At 69.3% G+C, this 17,984-nt stretch carries 15 protein-coding genes and 3 pseudogenes; 4 read left to right on the top strand and 14 right to left on the bottom strand.

The window, feature by feature from the left end:
* Nucleotides 1-25: 25 nt before the first annotated feature.
* Nucleotides 26-1,603: an AMP-binding protein gene (locus ABZ910_RS07510; RefSeq protein ID WP_361360557.1), complete on the top strand. Its 1,578-nt coding sequence runs from the start codon at nucleotides 26-28 to the stop codon at nucleotides 1,601-1,603.
* A 291-nt stretch (nucleotides 1,604-1,894) separates the two neighbouring features.
* A complete protein-coding gene (locus ABZ910_RS07505) occupies nucleotides 1,895-2,785 on the top strand; it encodes an alpha/beta fold hydrolase (protein WP_361360555.1) in 891 nt (296 codons plus the stop codon).
* 597 nt (nucleotides 2,786-3,382) lie between these two features.
* Here ABZ910_RS07505 and ABZ910_RS07500 read toward each other — a convergent pair.
* From ABZ910_RS07500 to ABZ910_RS07485, 4 genes and pseudogenes are all read right to left on the bottom strand, one after another.
* Entirely contained in the window at nucleotides 3,383-3,841 is a 459-nt protein-coding gene (locus tag ABZ910_RS07500; protein ID WP_361360553.1) for a DUF3237 domain-containing protein, read from the bottom strand.
* Nucleotides 3,842-4,515: 674 nt separating this feature from the next.
* The gene (locus ABZ910_RS07495) at nucleotides 4,516-6,354 is read right to left on the bottom strand and encodes an alpha/beta fold hydrolase (RefSeq protein WP_361360551.1); all 1,839 of its coding nucleotides are present in this window, start codon (nucleotides 6,352-6,354) and stop codon (nucleotides 4,516-4,518) included.
* Nucleotides 6,351-6,731 carry a hypothetical protein gene (locus ABZ910_RS07490; RefSeq protein WP_361360627.1) on the bottom strand — a complete coding sequence of 127 codons (381 nt, stop codon included), beginning with the start codon at nucleotides 6,729-6,731 and terminating at the stop codon, nucleotides 6,351-6,353. The genes ABZ910_RS07495 and ABZ910_RS07490 overlap by 4 nt, the downstream gene beginning before the upstream one ends.
* A 171-nt stretch (nucleotides 6,732-6,902) precedes the next feature.
* Nucleotides 6,903-7,818, bottom strand: a pseudogene (locus ABZ910_RS07485) (AMP-binding protein); the annotation flags it as partial.
* Here ABZ910_RS07485 and ABZ910_RS07480 point away from each other — a divergent pair.
* Together ABZ910_RS07480 and ABZ910_RS07475 are read left to right on the top strand one after the other, a co-directional pair.
* Nucleotides 7,720-7,941 (top strand): hypothetical protein, encoded by a 222-nt coding sequence (locus ABZ910_RS07480; RefSeq protein ID WP_361360633.1) that lies wholly within the window; start codon nucleotides 7,720-7,722, stop codon nucleotides 7,939-7,941. The pseudogene ABZ910_RS07485 and the gene ABZ910_RS07480 sit on opposite strands and share 99 nt — an antisense overlap.
* A 173-nt stretch (nucleotides 7,942-8,114) precedes the next feature.
* Nucleotides 8,115-8,477, top strand: coding sequence for a hypothetical protein (locus tag ABZ910_RS07475; RefSeq protein ID WP_361360625.1), 363 nt, complete (start codon nucleotides 8,115-8,117; stop codon nucleotides 8,475-8,477).
* Nucleotides 8,478-8,566: 89 nt separating this feature from the next.
* On the opposite strand, the gene ABZ910_RS07470 is transcribed toward ABZ910_RS07475, so the two are convergent.
* The 10 genes and pseudogenes from ABZ910_RS07470 to ABZ910_RS07425 form a co-directional block, all read right to left on the bottom strand.
* Entirely contained in the window at nucleotides 8,567-9,304 is a 738-nt protein-coding gene (locus ABZ910_RS07470; RefSeq protein WP_361360549.1) for an SDR family oxidoreductase, read from the bottom strand.
* Nucleotides 9,304-10,203 (bottom strand): annotated as a pseudogene (locus ABZ910_RS07465) (acetyl-CoA C-acyltransferase); the annotation flags it as partial. The gene ABZ910_RS07470 and the pseudogene ABZ910_RS07465, both read right to left, overlap by 1 nt.
* A 250-nt stretch (nucleotides 10,204-10,453) precedes the next feature.
* A complete protein-coding gene (locus ABZ910_RS07460) occupies nucleotides 10,454-11,653 on the bottom strand; it encodes a CoA transferase (protein ID WP_361360547.1) in 1,200 nt (399 codons plus the stop codon).
* Entirely contained in the window at nucleotides 11,650-12,504 is an 855-nt protein-coding gene (locus tag ABZ910_RS07455) for an alpha/beta hydrolase (RefSeq protein WP_361360545.1), read from the bottom strand. The genes ABZ910_RS07460 and ABZ910_RS07455 overlap by 4 nt, the downstream gene beginning before the upstream one ends.
* The gene (locus ABZ910_RS07450) at nucleotides 12,501-12,899 is read right to left on the bottom strand and encodes a hypothetical protein (protein WP_361360543.1); all 399 of its coding nucleotides are present in this window, start codon (nucleotides 12,897-12,899) and stop codon (nucleotides 12,501-12,503) included. Before ABZ910_RS07450 ends, ABZ910_RS07455 begins: the two co-directional genes overlap by 4 nt.
* 23 nt (nucleotides 12,900-12,922) lie before the next feature.
* The gene (locus ABZ910_RS07445; protein WP_361360541.1) at nucleotides 12,923-14,077 is read right to left on the bottom strand and encodes an acyl-CoA dehydrogenase family protein; all 1,155 of its coding nucleotides are present in this window, start codon (nucleotides 14,075-14,077) and stop codon (nucleotides 12,923-12,925) included.
* Nucleotides 14,074-15,495, bottom strand: a complete 1,422-nt coding sequence (locus ABZ910_RS07440; RefSeq protein ID WP_361360539.1) for an aldehyde dehydrogenase family protein — start codon at nucleotides 15,493-15,495, stop codon at nucleotides 14,074-14,076. Before ABZ910_RS07440 ends, ABZ910_RS07445 begins: the two co-directional genes overlap by 4 nt.
* 45 nt (nucleotides 15,496-15,540) lie before the next feature.
* Nucleotides 15,541-15,618, bottom strand: a pseudogene (locus ABZ910_RS07435) (hypothetical protein); the annotation flags it as partial.
* A gap of 280 nt (nucleotides 15,619-15,898) precedes the next feature.
* A complete protein-coding gene (locus tag ABZ910_RS07430) occupies nucleotides 15,899-16,855 on the bottom strand; it encodes a CoA ester lyase (RefSeq protein WP_361360537.1) in 957 nt (318 codons plus the stop codon).
* 8 nt (nucleotides 16,856-16,863) lie between these two features.
* A complete protein-coding gene (locus ABZ910_RS07425) occupies nucleotides 16,864-17,850 on the bottom strand; it encodes a MaoC family dehydratase (RefSeq protein WP_361360535.1) in 987 nt (328 codons plus the stop codon).
* Nucleotides 17,851-17,984 lie beyond the last annotated feature (134 nt).

Raw genomic sequence — 17,984 nt, 5'->3', positions numbered from 1 at the left:
CCACGGAAGGGGACACGACAACGCCATGGCCGGAACCCCGCTCGTCGCCGAGCAGATCCGCGCGACCGTCGACGCCCGCCCGCACGCGGCCTGTGTCGTCACCGACACCGAGCTCCTGACCTACCTGCAGGTGTGGGACCGCGCAGGCGAGCTGGCCGAGCAACTGCGCCGGCTCGGCGTCGGCCGCGGACACAAGGTGGCCGTCCTGAGCCCCAACAGTGTCGACTGCGTCGTGGCGATGGTGGCCTTGGTGCGGTCCGGAGCCGCGTGGCTGCCGATCAACAACCGGGAATCGCGGACGACCATCGGCGATGTTCTCACCCGGTTCGGCTGTCACGCCCTCCTGGTCGCGCCGGAGCTGGCTGGCGAGGCCGGACCGCTGTCCGACGCCGTTCCCTCACTGGCGGTCGCGATCGAGATCGGGTCGCGCCGCGAGCTCCTGGCCACCCCTGTACCTGCTGCCGATCCCGACGATCTCGATCTCGCCGCCGTGTTCACCACCGGTGGCACGACCGGCGTCCCGAAGGGTGTCGCATTCTCCGCGCCGCGCCTGGCGGCGCTGATCCGCGGGTACTACGAGGTCCTCGCAGCCCCGGACGACGTCTACCTCGCCGCCGCCCCGCTCACGCACGTCGGAGGGCGGATCTGCCTGGGTGTCCTGGCCAGTGGCGGGACCATCGCAGTCCTGCCGGCATTCGAGCCGGGGGCCGTGCTCACGGCCATCGAACGGCACCGCGTCACCGCCACGACGCTGACCTCGACGATGCTCTACCGGCTGCTCGACCATCCCGAGATCCGGACCCGCGACACCAGTTCGCTACGGGCCCTCGCCTTCGGGGCTGGGCCGACCGCCCTGAGCCGGATCAAGGAAGCGCTGGAGGTATTCGGCCCGGTGCTCGAGTCCGGGTACGGGCAGACCGAGGCCCCGATGCTGATCGCGCGGCTGCGGCCGGACGAGTTCGTCGACCCCGCAGGCAGGCCTGTGGACGACGCCCGGCTTGCGAGCGTCGGGCGACCGACCTCCTGGTGCGACGTGCTGGTGGTCGACGACGACGGCCACGCCCTCCCCGCCAGTGAGACCGGCGAGATCCTCGTGCGCGGGGAGTTCACCATGTCCGGGTACTACCGCGCCCCCGAACTGACCCAGGCCCGCCGCTGCGGTGCCTACTGGCGCACCGGTGACGTCGGCCGGTTCGACGCCGAGGGCCGTCTGACGATCGTCGGTAGGAAGACCGATTTGATCATCACCGGTGGTTTCAATGTCTACCCCGCCGAGGTCGAGAACGCGGCAATGGAACTCGCCGAGGTCGCAGAGTGCGCGGTCTTCGGCGTGCCGGACCCGGAATGGGGAGAGACCGTCGCCCTGGTGGCCGTCCCCCAACCGGGAATGGTGATGGACATCGATGCGCTTCGCACACACCTCCGTCACCGACTGGGTGGGGTCAAGACCCCGAAGCTGATCCACCTCGCCGAAGGCCTGCCCCGCAACGAGAACGGGAAGCTACTCAAACGGCTGATCGCCGATCGGTTCGCCGCCGACCTCCCGCCCGCCGACCGGTGCCGTCCCTCACACGTCACCGCCGATGTTGAGGAGCGCTCATGACGACGCACTCTCCCGTACTCGCCGCAGGTGACGCTCCGACCAGCGGGCGGCGCGGGGCAACCTCGGTGAGCACACGGGCCTGGCGAGCGAGTCAGGTGAAGTACGAGCACGGCGCAGCGCGGCCACAGCGCGTACGGGCGGTCCGAAGGGACTCGTCTGCTGTCGCCCTGGCGGTTGACAGCAGATCCTGGTGGATCTCGCGCAGGTCCACGACGGGCCGCTCCCAACGCCATCGGAGCTTCTCGACTGTCAATGCCCGCCCGAACCGCGGCGATTACGGGCAATGAGGAGGTGGCCGACATCGGCGGCGAACTGCTTGACACACGGGAACGGGTTGTCAACGGTGAGGATACGCGCATGGTGACCGTGTGGGGTCGCCCGATCAGAGTGAGTGTCCGACCGGGCGACCCTGAGGCCACGCCCCTGCTGCTGTTGATGGGTCTCGGCGGCAACGTTGAGATGTGGGAGCCGTTCCGCACACAGCTGGCGCAGCGCACAGGGGCAACAACGGTCGCGTTCGACATCCCGGGAACCGGTGATTCACCTGCGGGACTCTCGCCGTGGCCGTTCGCCGCGCTGGGGATGCTGACAATGCGGGTCGCCGACGCCGCGGGGCTCGGCCGGTTCGACGTGCTCGGCCTCTCCTGGGGTGGTTTGCTGGCCCAGCAGGTGGCACTGACCCACCCATGCCGCGTACGCCGCGTGGTGTTGGCCAACACGAACTTCGGACTCGGCAGCCTTCCCGGTAACCCGCGAGCATTCCGTGTGCTCGCCACACCTGCGCGGTACACCTCACCCGACGCGCTGGCTCAAGCGGCGGCGGTGTTCGGCGGCGGATCCGGTGCCGGCGCCGGCGAACACGCGGCGGCACGCTTGGCGAAGCCGCCGACCTTCCGAGGGTACTACCAGCAGATTCTCGCTCTGGCGGGGTGGTCAAGCCTGCCCGCACTCCCGCTGCTGCGCCAGCCAGCGTTGCTCTTGGCCGGGGATGACGACCCAGTCATCCCCATGCTCAACCCCCGGTTGATGGCCAGGTTGATACCACGCGCGCACCTGGAGGTCGTGCGTGGCGGCGGGCACCTGATGCTGTTCGAGCGCACCGCTGAGACCGTCGAGTTCGTCGCGCAGTTCCTGACCTCATCCACCGTGGCGCGCCCGACCGCGGCGCCTCGACCGGGTTGATGCCTCGCCCGTTCCATTGCGTGAACACAGCTGGAGCAACGTGCCACTGAATGAGGCACTCGAGACACCTTTGAATGCTGTCCCGCTGTCTGGGGAGGGCTCCCGGCTGAGCGACCGCCTCAACCGCATCCCGGGCATGCCCCGGACGCACAAGACCTGGCCGCCGTGCTCGCCGGACTCCTACGGGCCGCCGTTGTCGGTCACGATCTTCACCAGCGGCGCCACCTGATACGTGCTGGCGCGGCAGGGCGGTATCGCTCGCTCGGGCGAAACGGCGGCAGCCGATTCGCCCATACTCGAACCGGACAGAAGCTGTTGGGACAGAACGCGACAACACGCCAGGCTGGCAGCTGACTCTGCCACTGCATATTCGGTGCGAGGCGTGTCAATTGGTTGATCTCGGGCGACTGGCAAAACGACTAAACCTGCACGTCAGCAGCACGAACATCCTCTGATGAGTGTGTGACGACGCTTGGAGACGGTCGGCCCGGAGGGCGGCTGGTGCCGTTCGGGGCGCGGATGCCGGTGCAGGCGGCCGCCGACATCCGCTACTCCGGCCACCACGCCCGGTCCGGCGAGGACCACAGCCGAGCACGGTCAGTTGTCGACGCGGTAGATCACGTACTCGACAGCGGGACCGGCGAGGATGCGACCCTGCCCCAGGAACATCGTCCGGTTCACCCAGGCGTAGCGCTCGTCGCCGGTCTCCATCCGGGGGTTGGTGAAGAAGTACTGGTCGCCGAACTCGGTGGCGTTGTCCGCGCCGCCGAGGATGGCGCCGATCGCCTCCGTTACCTCGATCACCCCGTGGTAATGGACGTATATGTTCGCACCGTCGTCGGTCTGGAAGGTTGCCCGGACGTTGAGACGACCGTAGCCGTCCCCGCCGATCAGGAGCCAGTCGGCTCCGGCGCCGATCGGCTTGCCCGTCAGACGATCACCGCTGAACTTGCCGCCGGTGACGTTGGCGATGACACGTGAGCCGAACGGGCCGGTGCCGAGGTCGTCGAGCTGCAGTTCGGCGCGGAAGGTGAGCTCGGGGGCCAGCGTGGGCATGGCGTCCTCAATTCTGATGGGTTGGCGACAACTTCGATGGGGATGATGGGGCGTGCGCCGTGGGACAAGCGCGCGGGGGTCGTCGTGGTAGACGGTCGTGCGCTGGCGGACGGGGCGGCAGGCCGCGGCGGCGATGCCAGTGAGATCTGCGACCGAACGCTGAGAGCCATTTTGTGCGCTGGTGAGGTACCGGGGTCTGTCGTCCGACGCGCGGCCAGCGACGCGGTGCTCAGCAGGTCGCCGGTGACGGCCTCAATCGAGCGGTGGGTCTCAGAGCCACGTGGCTCGATCCCTGCGCCGTCGACGTGGAAGCGGCGCGGTCCAGCTCGGTTCGCGACTCTGCGGTGACAGTCATTGCTGTTCCCTACGTCGGGCGGTGGTGATACGTATTCGTCTGTGCATCGGTCGGGTCGCCGGTACGAGCCCAAGGTCAGCCTGCAACCTTCATCTGACCGGCGGTGGCGCAGAGGGCGCGATGGACGTCGTCCGGGATGAGTAGTTGGTCGGGCCCGAGCTCGTGGACCGAGGACAGAACCCATCCCGAGCAGGGCCGAGCCGGCGCCGCTAACGAGGACATCTAGCACCTTCCCCACACCGGCCTGTCCGTTCGCGGGCAGCCCACTCTCGAAACGCCACCTCGTTGTCCGCGATCGTCTGGCCGCGCTGCAACACCGTCACCAATGCCCCGTATACGGGGCGGGCAGCTGTGTGCCTGCCGCCGCTGCGCCGCGGCCACCGATTCGAATCAGGGTTCTGGTGCCAGGGGCTCTGCAGCCACTTCGTCTTGGGCATCGAGAGACCTTCCAGGGATGCGTGGCGGCGCTTAGGTCCGGTCGCGCACGTAGCGGTGCTGGGTCGAGTGCCGGGTGGGAGGTGGTGCCGAGTTCGCTCGGTGCCGCCTTGCGTTGGCCCGCGCGCGGCTCCAGCCACCGGGACCAGGCTTCCCACCAGCTGCCCTGGTGCTTGGTCGCGCCATCGAGCCATGCCTGTGGATCGGGCCCGGGCGGGTCGCCGGTCCAGTAGTGCGCCTTCGGGTTGCCGGGCGGGTTAACCAGGCTGGCGATGTGCCCGGAGTAGCTGAGCACGAACGTGGTCTCACCGCCGAGTAACTGGGTGGTGCGGTAGCACGCGGCCCACGGAGTGAGGTGGTCGGCGACCGCGCCGGTGACGAACGTCGGCAGCGAGATCTTGTCCAGGTGCAGTGGGGTGCCGAGCACACTCATCCCGCCCGGCTGCACCAGCCGGTTGTCGGCGAAGATGTCCAGGAACTGGCAGTGCAACGCCCCGGGCAGGTTCGTGCCATCGGCGTTCCAGGCCAGTACGTCGAACGCGGGCGGCTTGTTGCCCATCAGGTAGTTGTTGACCACGTAGTTGAACACCAGGTCATCGGGGCGCATCCAGGTGAACGCCGCCCCCAATTGCCGCGAGGTGATGATGCCCGCCCGGCGCGACCGGGCCCGCGCGAACCGCAACAACCCGGCGCTGCGAAACGCCGCGATCGGCGCCTGCTCACCGAAGTCCAGCAGGGTCACCGCGTACGACATGCTGTGCACCCGCTCGTCGCCGGTCGCGGCCAGGTGGTTGAGCAGCGTGGTCGAGATGATCCCGCCCGCGCAGAACCCGATCAGGTTCACCTCCGCGCTGCCGGTGATCTCCCGCACCACGTCGATGGCCGAGGACACCCAGGCGGCGTAGGTGTCCAGGTCCCACTCACCCTGCTCCGCGCTCGGGTTGCGCCAGGACAGTAGGAAGGTCTGCATCTCCTGGCCGATGGTGTATTCGACGAAGCTGCGGCCTGGCCGCAGGTCCAGGAAGTAGAACCGGCCAATCGGCGGTGGCACGATCAGCACCGGTCGCTGGTGCACCTGCGGTGTGCTGGGCCGGTACTGGATCAGCTCGCCGACCGGGTCGCGGTCAACCACCGCGCCCGGGGTGACGGCGAGGTCACGGCCCACCTCGAACGCCCCGCGCTCCACCATCGAGGGCATGCCGCCGTTGTGCCGCAGGTCATCGACGGCGTTGCGCAGCCCGTGCAGCAGGCTCGACCCGCCGGTCTCGAAGGCGTGCTTGAGCGCCGCAGGGTTGGTGGGCAGGAAGTTGGTCGGGGCGAGCGCGCTGCTCAGGATGTCGGTGGCGAACCGGGCCTGCTCCGCCCGCTGCGGGTCGGCGTCGGCGTCGGCGCCCAGCTTGTCCACCACGTTGCGCACCGCGCGGGCGGTGGCCAGGTAGCCGTGCTTGATGCGGGAGTAGAGCGGGTTGTGCGTCCAGGTCGGATCGGTGAAGCGCCGATCCTGCTTCGCCGGGGTTAGCTCGGAGCGGCCGAGCGCGACGCGCACCAGCTCTGCGCTCCATGCCATGGCCTCGTGGGCGACGACCCGGCCCTGGACGAGCGCGGCGGCGAGTCCACCGATAATCTCGCCGATCGACGGGACGCCGATTACCTCGCCACCCGCCAGTGCCCCGGAATCGCCTCCGGTTGATTCGCCGATGCCCTGGGCGCCGTTCGTACTCACGTCTGTTTCCTCCCGTCCGGCTCGTCCTTCTCGGGAACGTCGGTCGGCCGTCGACGGCCGGTCTCGTCGGTGGCCAGGCTTGCGTACTGGTTGCGCAGGTCTCGCTTAAGGACCTTGCCGCTCGGGTTCTTGGGCAACGCCTCGGTCACAACGACGTACTTCGGGCGCTTGTAGGGCGCGAGCTTCGTTCGAGCGAACGCGTTTACATCTGCGGCGGTCAGGGCGCTGCCGTTCTTGGGGACGACCGCGGCCGTGACCGCTTCGATCCAGTGCGGGTGGCTGATCCCGAACACCGCGACCTCGGCGACCCCTTCCAGCTCGTAGAGGGCCTCTTCGACCTCCCGGCTGGCGACGTTCTCCCCGCCGGTCTTGATCATGTCCTTCTTGCGGTCGACGATGGTCAGGCAGCCGTCTTTGGTCATGACCCCCAGGTCGCCGGAGTGGAACCACCCGCCGCGGAACGCCTCGGCTGTCTTCTGCTCGTCCCGGTAGTAGCCGAGCATGGCGTGCGGGCTGCGGTGCACGATCTCGCCGACCTGGCCCGCGGGCACCGGGCGGTCGTCCTCGTCGACGATGATCGTCTCCACGTTCAGCGCGGGCCGTCCCGCGCTGCCGGCTCCTTCTAGCTGTTCGTGCGGGGCCAGGATCGCGGCCACCGGCGCCAGCTCGGTCTGCCCGTAGAAGTTCCACAGCTGCACGTCTGGGAGCCTGCGCTGGATCTCCCGCAGCACCTCCACCGGCATCGGAGAGGCGCCGTAGTAGCCCTTGCGCAGCGACGAGAGGTCGGTCGTGTCGAAATCGGCGTGCCGCAGCAGCGAGATCCACACCGTGGGCGGGCAGGATGATCGACGTCGCGCCCAGGTAGACGTCGGGGCCGAAGAAGCAGTCCAGCTGCGCACAGTGGTACATCGGCAGTGAATGCACTTCGACGTCGTCGCCGCTCATCCCTCCGTCGACGATGCAGCTGACATACTGGGCGATCAGTGAGCCGGAGGTGAGCAGCACCCCTTTGGGCCGGGACTCGGTGCCGGAGGTGTACATCAGTCGCAGCGGGTCGTCGTCGGACACCGCGACATCCGGCGCGGTGTCGTCCCCTTCCTGCCACCACGCGTCGACGTCCTCCCAACCCTCGACCCGACCTGAGCCCGACAGGCCGATCACCCCGCGGACACCGCCCGCGACGCTGACCGAGGCCAGCGCCTTCTCGGCAGTCGGCAGCAGCGCGTCCTCGGCGACCAGCCCCCGCGCGCCGGAGTGGGTCAGGATGTAAGCGACCTCTTCGGCCCCCAGCATGAAGTTCACCGGCACCAACACCACACCCAGGCGCGCCGCCGCGTAGACGAGCACGGCGTACTGCCAGCAGTTGTGCGAGAGCACCGCCAGCCGCTCGCCCGTCACCAGGCCGCGGTCGGCCAACGCGTGCGCGCACCGGTTGACCGCGGCGTCGAACTCGGCATAGGTGATCCGCAGCTCGCCGGCGACGACGGCGAGCTTGTCGGGGTGCCGGCGAACGGTTCGGTGCAAGAGATCGGCGATGCCGTTGCGGCGGGCGCGGGCGGCGACCATCGCCGTCTGCGGCGTGAATGAGGTGTCCAAGGTGCGATCTCCGGCTTCCGTGATGGGAGGGGCCGGTACCGACGCCGGTGGTGCCCGGGCCGGTACGGCAGATGGCTTGGTGCGGGTCCGACCGCTCCGCGGGTTCAGTCGAGGCGGTCCTGGCGACCGTGTCGCATGCAGGCGGGCCGTGCTGAACCGAGCGGATTCTGGAGACGAAGGACGGTCGCTTGTTGGACGTGGCCGTCGAGTTCGTCGGACACTCGAGCGTGCAGTGGCAGGTGCTCGACGCCGTTGATCGGTACGGCCGGGTGGTACTGGTCGGCGTGGTGAGCGCCGACCTGGCCCTGCCCTCGAGCCCGTTCCTGATCCGCGTCAGCAAGCGCGACGTCGGCCGCGACGGCTCCGAGCCCCGACACCTCCAGCAGGTCGCGGAGCTCGTCCAGCGCGGGCGCCTGGACCTGTCCGGCTGCGTGTCCCAGGTCCTGCCGCTCGAGGAGTTCGAGCGCGGCCTGGACGTGCTGCGGAACAAGATCGGCGGCTCCATCCGCGTGCTGCTCACGCAATGACGAACGACGAGAAGGGCGGCTGCGTCCTGCCCGTCGCACAGCTACACGTGCAGGTTCTTCCGGGGCCAGCGGTTGGTCGGGTCGGGCGCTCACATCGACATCCCACCGTCGACCGCCAGTACGGTGCCGGTGATGTAGCCGGCCTCCTCGGAGGCGAGGAAGGCCACCGCGTCGGCCATCTCCTCAGGCTGCGCGAAGCGCCCCATCGGGATCGCCTGCGTCAAGAGCGCCTTCTTCTCCTCGGGGATGGACGCGATCATGCGTGTCGCGGCGTTGGGGGAGATGGCGTTGACCGTCACACCGAACCGGGCCAGCTCCTTGGCCGCGGTCTTGGTGAAGCCGATGATCCCGGCCTTGGCCATCGCGTAGTTGGCCTGCCCCGGGTTGCCGTGCAGCCCGGTATAGGAGGTCACGTTGATCACCCGGCCGTACTGCTGCGCCCGGAAGTGTGGTACCGCGGCCCGGGTGAAGCGGAAGGTCCCGCCCGAGTGCACGGCCAGCACCCCCTCGAAGTCCTCGTCCGTGGTCTTCCACAGGACGCCGTCCTTGAGGATCCCGGCGTTGTTCACCACGATGTCCAGTCGGCCGGTGTCGGCGACGACCTGTTCGACCACCCGCTCGACCTGCGTGGTGTCGCTGACGTCCGCCGCGAGGCCGGTGGCGCCGATCTCGGCGGCCTCCTTCGCGGCGAGGTCGCCGTCGAAGTCGATGAGGTAGGTTGCCGCGCCGGCGGCCTGGAAATGGCGGGCGATCGCGTTGCCGACGCCGCGGGCGGCGCCGGTCACGATCACGCTGCGACCGGTGAAATCGAAGGTCAGGTTGCCCATCAGGAGAGCCTCTCGTAGATGATCGCCATGTCCTGGCCGCCTCCGACGCACATGGTCTCCAGACCGCTGCTCTTGTCCCTGGTGCGCAGGCCGTTGAGCAGGGTGGTGGTGAGGCGGGCGCCGGTCATGCCAAACGGGTGGCCGACGGCTATGGCGCCGCCGTGGATGTTGAGCGTGTCCCCGAAGGGGTCGATGCCGAGGTCCCGCGCCGACGGTATGACCTGGGCGGCGAAGACCTCGTTGATCTCGACGAGGTCGACGTCGTCGATGGTCATGCCGTCGCGGGCCAGCGCCTGCTTCGAGGCTTCGACCGGGCCGTAGCCCATGTTTTCGGGCGACAGCCCGGTAACGGTGGAGATGACGCGGGCGAGCGGGGTGAGGCCGAGGTCGCGGGCCTTGGTGTCGGACGTAAGGATCAGGGCGGCGGCGCCGTCGTTGAGTGGGCAGGAGTTGCCCGCGGTGATCAGCCCGTTGGGGCGGAAGACAGGCTTGAGTTGGGAGATCGCCTCGTAGGTGACGTCGGCGCGGGGGCCGTCGTCGGTGGTGACGGTCGTGCCGTCGGGGAGGGTGACGGGGGTGATCTCGTGGGTGTAGAAGCCCTCGGCGATGGCCTGCTCGGCGAGGTGCTGCGAGCGGACGGCGTAGCGGTCCATGTCCTCGCGGGACGCCCCGAAGGCTCGGGCGACGTTCTCCGCGGTCTGGCCCATGGCGATGTAGGCGTCCGGAACGGTGCCGGCCACCCGCGGGTCGGTCCAGGTGTCGGCGCCGGACTCGGCGGCGAGGGTCCGCGCCTCCGCCTCGGCGAACAGCGGGTTGTGTGTGCCCGGTACCTCGTCCGAGCTGCCCTTGTCGAAACAGGACAGGGTCTCCACGCCGGCAGAGACGAACACGTCCCACTCGGTGACGACCTGCTCGACCGGCCACAAGCGGTCGACAGGAAGTCGTGTTGACGTTCGCGCTCCGCGGGCAGCGGGTCGGTCGGGATGGGCGCGACGATCGAGGTCGCGACCGCGCCCAGGCGGGTGATCACGTCGATCACCCGCCAGCCTGCGCAGGCGGACGGTTGCTGCCAGTCCTGCGGACCAACCGAGTCGACGAGCGTGGCGATCTCGTCGACGTTCGCGCGGGCGGCGCGCAGCCCTGCTTCGGTCATGTCCGTGCCTCCGACTGGCTTGCTGCCCGCCCCGCCGCCTCGGCACGGACACCGGGGCCGTCCTCGTCGAGTAGTGGGGCCCGGCGTCGCGGGCGGGCGGGGGTGCGGGAGAACTTCAGCGGCTGCCCGGCAACATGGAACCGCTTCCCGGTACCCGGGTGGCCGAGCTCGACAAGCATCTCCCGCGCCGCGACATGTGGGTCCGCGACGATCTCCGCGATGTCGCGCACCGCCCCGACCGGGACCTGCCCGCCCAGCCGGTCGAGGATCTCCGCCTTGGTCCGTCCCGACGTCCATGCAGCCAGCGCCTCGAAGACCTCGCCGCGTCGGGCGACCCGCAGCTCGTTGGTGACGAAAGCGGGATCGTCCCGCAGGTCGAGCCGGTCGATGAGCTCACACAGCCGCCGCCACCGGCCGTTGTTGGGCGCTGCGATGGCGATCCATCCGTCAGCGGCGGGCAGGATGTCGAACGGGCTGAGGAGCGGGTGCCGGTTGCCCTCCTGCCCGGGAACGGCGCCGGTGTAGGAGTGCTGGTAGACGATCCGCTCACACAGCGCGAGGATCGCGTCGTACATCGCGACGTCCACGAACTGGCCGCGGCCGCTCCCCCGGGTCTCGAACAGGGCTGCGGTGATGCCCAGCGCGAGCATGGTCCCCGGGAAGATGTCCCCGACCCCCGGCCCGACCTTGATCGGCCGCCCGTCCTCGGTGCCGGTGATCCCCATGAGCCCGGCCATCGCCTGCACCACCAGGTCGAACGCGGGCCACTGCAGGTACGGACTGCCTCCGGAGCGGGTGTCCCCGAAGCCTCGCACGGTGGCGTACACGAGGCGCGGGTTGACCTCGCTCAGCTCCTCGTAGGACAGCCCGAGCCGGTCCATGACGCCCGCCGTGAAGTTCTCCACCACCACGTCCGCGTCCGCGGCGAGCGCCCGCAGCGCCGCAGCGCCTTCGTCCGTCTTGAGATCCAGGACGACGCTGCGCTTGCCACGGTTGATGCTCTGGAAGTAGCCGCCGTAGGCCGCCGGGTCGCTGCCCGGAGGGGTCGGGCCCGCGCGCCGTGCCATGTCGCCGCCGGGCGGCTCCACCTTCAACACATCCGCACCGAGGTCGGCGAGCAGCATCGTGGTGTAGGGACCGGCGAGGGCATGGGTCAGGTCGACGACACGGACCCCGGCCAGGGGCCCGCCGGTCATCCCGAGGTCACCCGCTCGAGCAGCGGGAGGAAGTAGGACTTGAACGCCTCGGGGTTCTCCGACATCGGGAAGTGACCGACACCCTCCATGAGCGTGAAGGTCGCCCCGTCGACCGCCGCGGCGAGCTCCTCGCCTGCCGCGGGAAACCCGGACCAGTCGTACTCGCCGTTGAGCACGTGCAACGCGGTCTGCGCGGTGTCGATCTTCTGGGCGGTCTCGGTCAGGTCGTGTTCGACCACGTAGTAGTTGAGGTCACCCTTGAACACCGCCGGCGCCCCCTGGCTGTAGACCCAGGTGGTCTCTCGCTTGTACCGCTCGGGGCTCTGCGGTGCGCAGAGGGTGTGCATCAGAGCGGGCTTGGAGTCGTTGTTGATCCTCGGGTGATAGAGCCACGGCAGAATCCGCTCCACGCCGTGGGTGTGCAGCGCGGCCTCCAGCCCGATCACGGCCCGGTACAGGCCCGGGTGGTGCAGAGCGAGGTCGGGCGCGAGGTGCCCGCCCATCGAGCAACCGGCGTACACAGGGGCCTCCAGCTCCAGCGCCTGCACGAGGGCAACGTGGAAGGCGAGGATGAAGGCCTGGTGGAGCTGGTACTCCTCGGTCCACCACTCCTGCGACTCCGGAGGCAGCGAGCGTCCGTGGAAGGGCAGGTCCGGTGCGATGAGCCGGTATCGGGAGGTGAAGTCCGGGTCCTCGAGGACGTGCCGCCACTGCCGGCTGTCACAGCCCGCGGTGTGCTGGAGGACCACCGGGACGCCGGTCCCCGCCTCCTCGAAGTAGACGCGGTACTCGACGCCCTGGACCTCCAGGTACAGGTAGCGGCCCGTCACACCGGGAATGCGCGCGCTCACGCCGCCACCCCCGCGTTCGCCACGGTGCGGAAGATGTCTCCCAGCCGCCGGACCGCCGGGTAGTAGGCCATGATCGTCTCCATGTCTCCCTCGATGCGGAAGTCGTGGTGCAGCATCGCGGGGTAGAAGTCCTGGTAGAAGGGGGCCGGGATCGGCGCAAGCAGTGCTTCCCACTGTTCTTCGGTGCCGGCCAGCTGGATGTCGTAGGAGTCGAACGGTGTGACTCCCGGGTCGATCTCCACGACGGCACCGGAGCGGACGACGATGCGGAAGCTCTGGGTCTGTCCGATCACCACACGGAGCACCGTGGTGAGGTAGCGGGAATGCAGGACGAACTCAGGATCACTGCGGAGCTCGGTCTCGAACGCAGCCAGATCGAGGGGTACGGCGGTCATCGACATGCCTCCGGTCAGGGTCGTCAGGCATCGCGCAGCAGGTGCTGGGCGATGATGGTGCGCTGGATCTCCGAGGTGCCCTCGAAGATCTGAGTGAGTCGGGCGTCGCGCCAGTGCCGCTCCACGGCGTACTCGGTGGTGTAGCCGTTGCCGCCGAGCACCTGCATGGCCGAGCTGGCGACCTTCTCGGCGGCCTCGCTGGCGAACAGCTTGGCCATCGAGCAGTCCTGCCGGCAGTCCAGCCCGGCGTCGAAGCGGGCTGCGGCGTCGAGGTAGAAGGCCCGAGAGGCGGCGACCTGGGTGGCCATGTCGGCGAGGCGGAACTTGATGCCCTGGAACGAGGAGATCGGCTTGCCGAACTGGACGCGCTGCTTCGCGTAGGCGGTCGCGTCCTCCAGCGCCGCCCTGGCCGCGCCCGTGGCGCGGGCCGCGGTGTGCAGGCGGCCCCAGTTGATCAGATTCGCGAACATCTCGAACCCGGATCCCGTCTTGCCGTGCGGGCCGACCTGCAAGTTCGCAGCCGGGACCTCGAGGTCGGTGATCTGCAGCGCCCATGAGGTGATGCCGTGATAGCCGATCTTCGGGATCGGGGTACCGGTGATGCCCTTCGGGAACTCGCCCCGAGCCTTCTCCACCAGGAAGACGTCGAGACCTTCACGGCGGCCCGGAGCGGTTCTGGCGAGGATGAGGATGGCGTCGGAGGCCAGCGCCCAGCCGCACCAGCGCTTCGCCCCGTTGAGCACGTACACGTCACCGTGGCGCTCCGCGCGGCAGGACACGGCGGCCACGTCGGATCCTGCTTCCGGTTCGCTGAACGCGCCGGCCGAGATCCACTGTCCGGCCGCCTGCTTGCGCAGGATTTCCGCGCGCCGATCGGGGTCCGCGAGCGCCGATCCCGTGCCGTTGGCCCGCGCGATTACGCTCGCCGCGCTCATCCAGCCTCGGGCGAGCTCCTCGGTCACCAGGCAGTACTCGGTCATGCCCAGGCCGAGCCCTCCGTGCTCCTTGTCGATCATGATGCCGAAGTAGCCGAGCTCGGCCATCCGGTCGATGGTCGACCACGGGATGTCGGCGTGCTGGGGGTCGAGCTCGTTCGCCACCGGCAGCAGCTCGGTCGCGGTGAACTCACGCGCCTCGTCGCGGAGCTTCTCCTGCGCTGGCGTCAGCAGCCGGCTCACAGGGCCACCGTCACACACTTGACCTGCGTGTAATGGTGCAACGCCTCCACACCCTTCTCCCGGCCGTAGCCGCTCTGCTTGTAGCCTCCGAAGGGGGTCTCGATGCCGCCGGCGAGCCACGTGTTGACGTACACCTGGCCCGCCTCGAGCAGGTCGGCGACCCGCAGCGCCCGGGACACGTCCTGGGTCCACATCCCGGACGCCAAGCCGTAGTCGCTGTCGTTGGCAATGGCGACGGCCTCGTCCTCGTCCTCGAACGGGATCACTGCGACGACGGGCCCGAAGACCTCCTCGCGCGCGATCCGCATCGAGTTGTCCACCTCGGTGTAGATCGTGGGTGGCACGAAGTAGCCCCCGCCGCGCTCGGCGTCGGGCAGGGCCTCGCCGCCCGCTCTGGCCTTCGCGCCGTCCTCTCGGGCGACGCCGAAGTACTCGAGCACCTTCTCGTACTGCGCCGCGGTGGTCAGCGGGCCGAGGGTGTCGCCTACGGTGAGTGCCCGGCTCGCGGAGACGAGCCGGTCGACGAACTCGTCGTGGATGGAGCGGTGCACCAGCAGCCGGGTGCCCGCCGAGCAGACCTGGCCGACGTTGAGCGAGAACGCCGACAGCGAGCCTGCCACGGCCCGGTCAAGGTCCGCGTCGGCGAAGACGATGTTGGCGGACTTGCCGCCAAGTTCGAGAGTCAGCGGGATGATCCGGTCCGCGGCGATCCGGCCGATTTCACGGCCCGCACGCACCGAGCCGGTGAAGGCGATCTTGCGGACGTCCGGGTGCTCGACGAGCGCTGTGCCCGTGCCCTTCCCGTCCCCGGTCACGACGTTGAGCACCCCCGCCGGGAAGCCGACCTCGGAGGCGAGGCGGGCCAGCACCAGGCTGCTCGCCGAGGTGAACTCCGACGGCTTGAGCACCACCACGTTGCCCGCGGCCAGCGCGGGCGCCACCCCGCGGGCGGCCTGGTTCATCGGCGCGTTCCACGGCGTGATGACCCCGACCACCCCGAACGGCTCGCGACGGGTGAAGCAGTGGTGCGCGGGCCCGAGGTCGATCACCTCGCCGTGGCCGACGTTGACCAGTCCCCCGTAGAACTCGAAGTACCCCGCCGACCCGGCCGCCTCCATTCTGGCTTGGGCGAGCGGTTTACCGGTCTCCCCCGACTCGAGCACGGCCAGCTCCTCGGCGTGGGCGAGCACCGCTGCTGCGAGCTTCTGCAGCAGCCTGCCCCGCTCGATCGGCTTCTGCCTGCGCCAGGCCGATGCCGCCGCGACCGCCGCCGCGACGGCCCGATCGACGTCCGCACGGGTGCCTGCGGCGATCTCGGCGATCTCGGCCCCGTCCGCGGGACTGTGTGTGGTGAAGCGCCCGCCCTCCACGGCAGGCACGCTGCGACCACCGATCCAGTGGTCGAACTTGGTCATCATGGGTCTCGCTCCTCGTCGAACGGCAGATCCGGGCTCGGTGCGCGTTCAGCGCACAAGATCGCGGCCGATGATCTCTTTCGTGATCTCGTTCGTCCCGCCACAGATCGGTTGGATACGCGCGTCGGCGTACGCCCGACAGGCGCTCGCGGGACAGCCGCTCCATCAGGTGCCCGAAACCGCCACCCACGGTGCCGAGCACGTCATCGCCGGTGAGTTCGAGGCCATCAGCCGAGGTGTTCCGGCGCATCCACCCCGATCAGGCCTTGGGCGCCTACGGCCGTCGAGGCCGAGGGCGAGACAAGTCCGGTGCGTTCCCACTCCTCACGGTGGGGGGGGCCTCGCGGACGACCTCGTGGAACGCATCGTGATCGCGGTCGTAGACGTGTCGGTCCACCCGCGCCCCTCACCGACCGGGTTCGAAGACGGTGGTGCGCTTCATGTCGAGCAGTCGGCCCCGCTCCGCGGTGACCAGGGCGAGCTTGCGGCTGGCTTCGTCGATCATCTCCTCGCCCAGCATCGCGGCGCCGAGGCTGCCGCCAGCCTCGGAGGTGTAGTGGGCGTAGGCCTCGATGATCAGCTCGGCCTTGTCGTAGTCGGCCTGGCTGGGTGCGAACACGTCGTTGGCGATGTCGATCTGCCCCGGGTGCAGCACCCACTTGCCGTCGTAGCCGTAGGCGGCGGCGCGTTCGGCGGAGGCCCGGTAGCCCTCGTGGTCCTTGATCAGGGCGAAGGGCCCGTCGATGGCCTGCAGGCCGTGCTTGCGGGCGGTCATCGTGATGGTCATCAGCACCGTGTCGAACGGGTCGTACCCGTTGGCGCCGGGGGCACCGATGGTGAGCGCGGGCATCTTCATCGCCGCCATGAAGTCGCCGGGCCCGAAGATCAGGGTCTCGGTGCGGGGGGTGGCCGTCGCGATGGCCTCGATCTCGCTGAGCCCGGCGGGGCCCTCAATCTGCGCCTCGATGCCGATGCCGCCCTCGGGCAGGCCGAGCTCGCGTTCGAGCTGGGTCAGGAGCACGTCCAACCAGTGGATGTGGGCGACCCGCTCGACCTTGGGCAGCATGATGGCGTCGAGGTTGGGTCCGGCGCCGCGGACCACCTGGAGCACGTCCTCGTGGGCCCATTCGGTGTCGGCGTCGTTGATCCGGACGACCCGGACCTTGCCGGACCAGTCGCCGTGGTTGAGCGCCTCGACCACGGTGCCGCGGGCCGCGGGCTTCGCGATCGGCGCTACGGCGTCCTCGAGGTCCAGGAAGACCTGATCGGCTGGCAGCGTCTGCGCCTTCTTCAGCATCTTCGCGCTGCTGCCCGGCACGGCGAGGCAGGAGCGTCGGGGACGGGCGGGGCGGATGGAGGTCACGGGGTGGTTCACCTTCCGATCGGGGTGGCGGGCGCGTCATCCGCCGGGGTCTGTGTGGCCGCACGGGTTCGGACGCGCACGGTGCGGGTGGCCCGGCAGACGATCTCGCCGCGCTGGTTGATCCCGAGGTGGCGGAACGTCACGTCGGCGTGCTCGCCCTGCGGTTCTACGGCGAGCACCTCGGTCGCGGCGCCGATGGTGTCGCCGCGCTTGACCGGCACCGCGAACTCGATGTCGTCGAGACCGATCTCCCGCACCGCCTGGCCGGTCGTGTCCTGCGTGGCCAGGCCGATGGTCAGCGACAGCGTCAGGCCGCCGAAGTTGATCCGCTCGCCGAACGGGGTGTCGGCCATCTCCTGGTCGCTGAAGTGGCCCGGCGCGGTGTTCATGACCGCCAGGGTCAGGCCGTTGAGGTCCAGGTCGGTGATGGTCCGGGTGCGGGCGTGGCGGAAGCGTGCCCCGACGGTGAAGTCCTCGGCGAAACCGTCGGGCACCGCGGCCCGCGTCGCATCCGTGGAGCACTTGCGCACGAGGTTGGTGCGGTGGAACTCGATGACCGTCTCGCCCGACCCGGTCCGGCCGACGGTGTGCCAGGTGACGATGCCGACGTCCGGCCGGGACCCCGACGAACGGGCATCCACCACGGTGCTCGACGCGTACAACGTCTCGCCTGGGTACACCTCGCGCAGGTATCGGATGCCCTTGGCGCCGAGGAACAGGCCGCCGGCCTCACTGAGGTCCTCGACGCTGAGACCGAACACGATGGCGAACACGAGCAGCGGGTTGACTACCTCGTCCGGATGACCCGCCGCGGCGGCCGCCTCCCGATTGAAGTGAACCGGGTTGAACGCCAGGGTCTGCGTGCTGAACACGATGTTGTCCGACGCGTGCACCGTCCGACCCCAGTGGTGCTCGAACCGTTGGCCAAGGACGTGGTCCTCGAACGCGGTGCCGCGCGGGACCACCGGCCAGCTCGCGGGATCTGATGACACCATCGCCACCCCTTCGTTCGTATCATTAGATGGCACGATGTGCCGATTAGTAGTCAGGCGGAGTGTTCTGAAAAGACGGAACGCGTGTCAAGGGGTGAACCTTGACCGGAGAGCTGAGTCGTGCCACTCAGTGGTAC

The organism is Streptomyces sp. NPDC046805, from assembly GCF_040645355.1.
GTDB lineage: Bacteria > Actinomycetota > Actinomycetes > Streptomycetales > Streptomycetaceae > Streptomyces.
The sequence above is the reverse complement of the archived record's forward strand: the minus strand, read 5'-3'. Positions and strand labels throughout refer to the sequence as shown.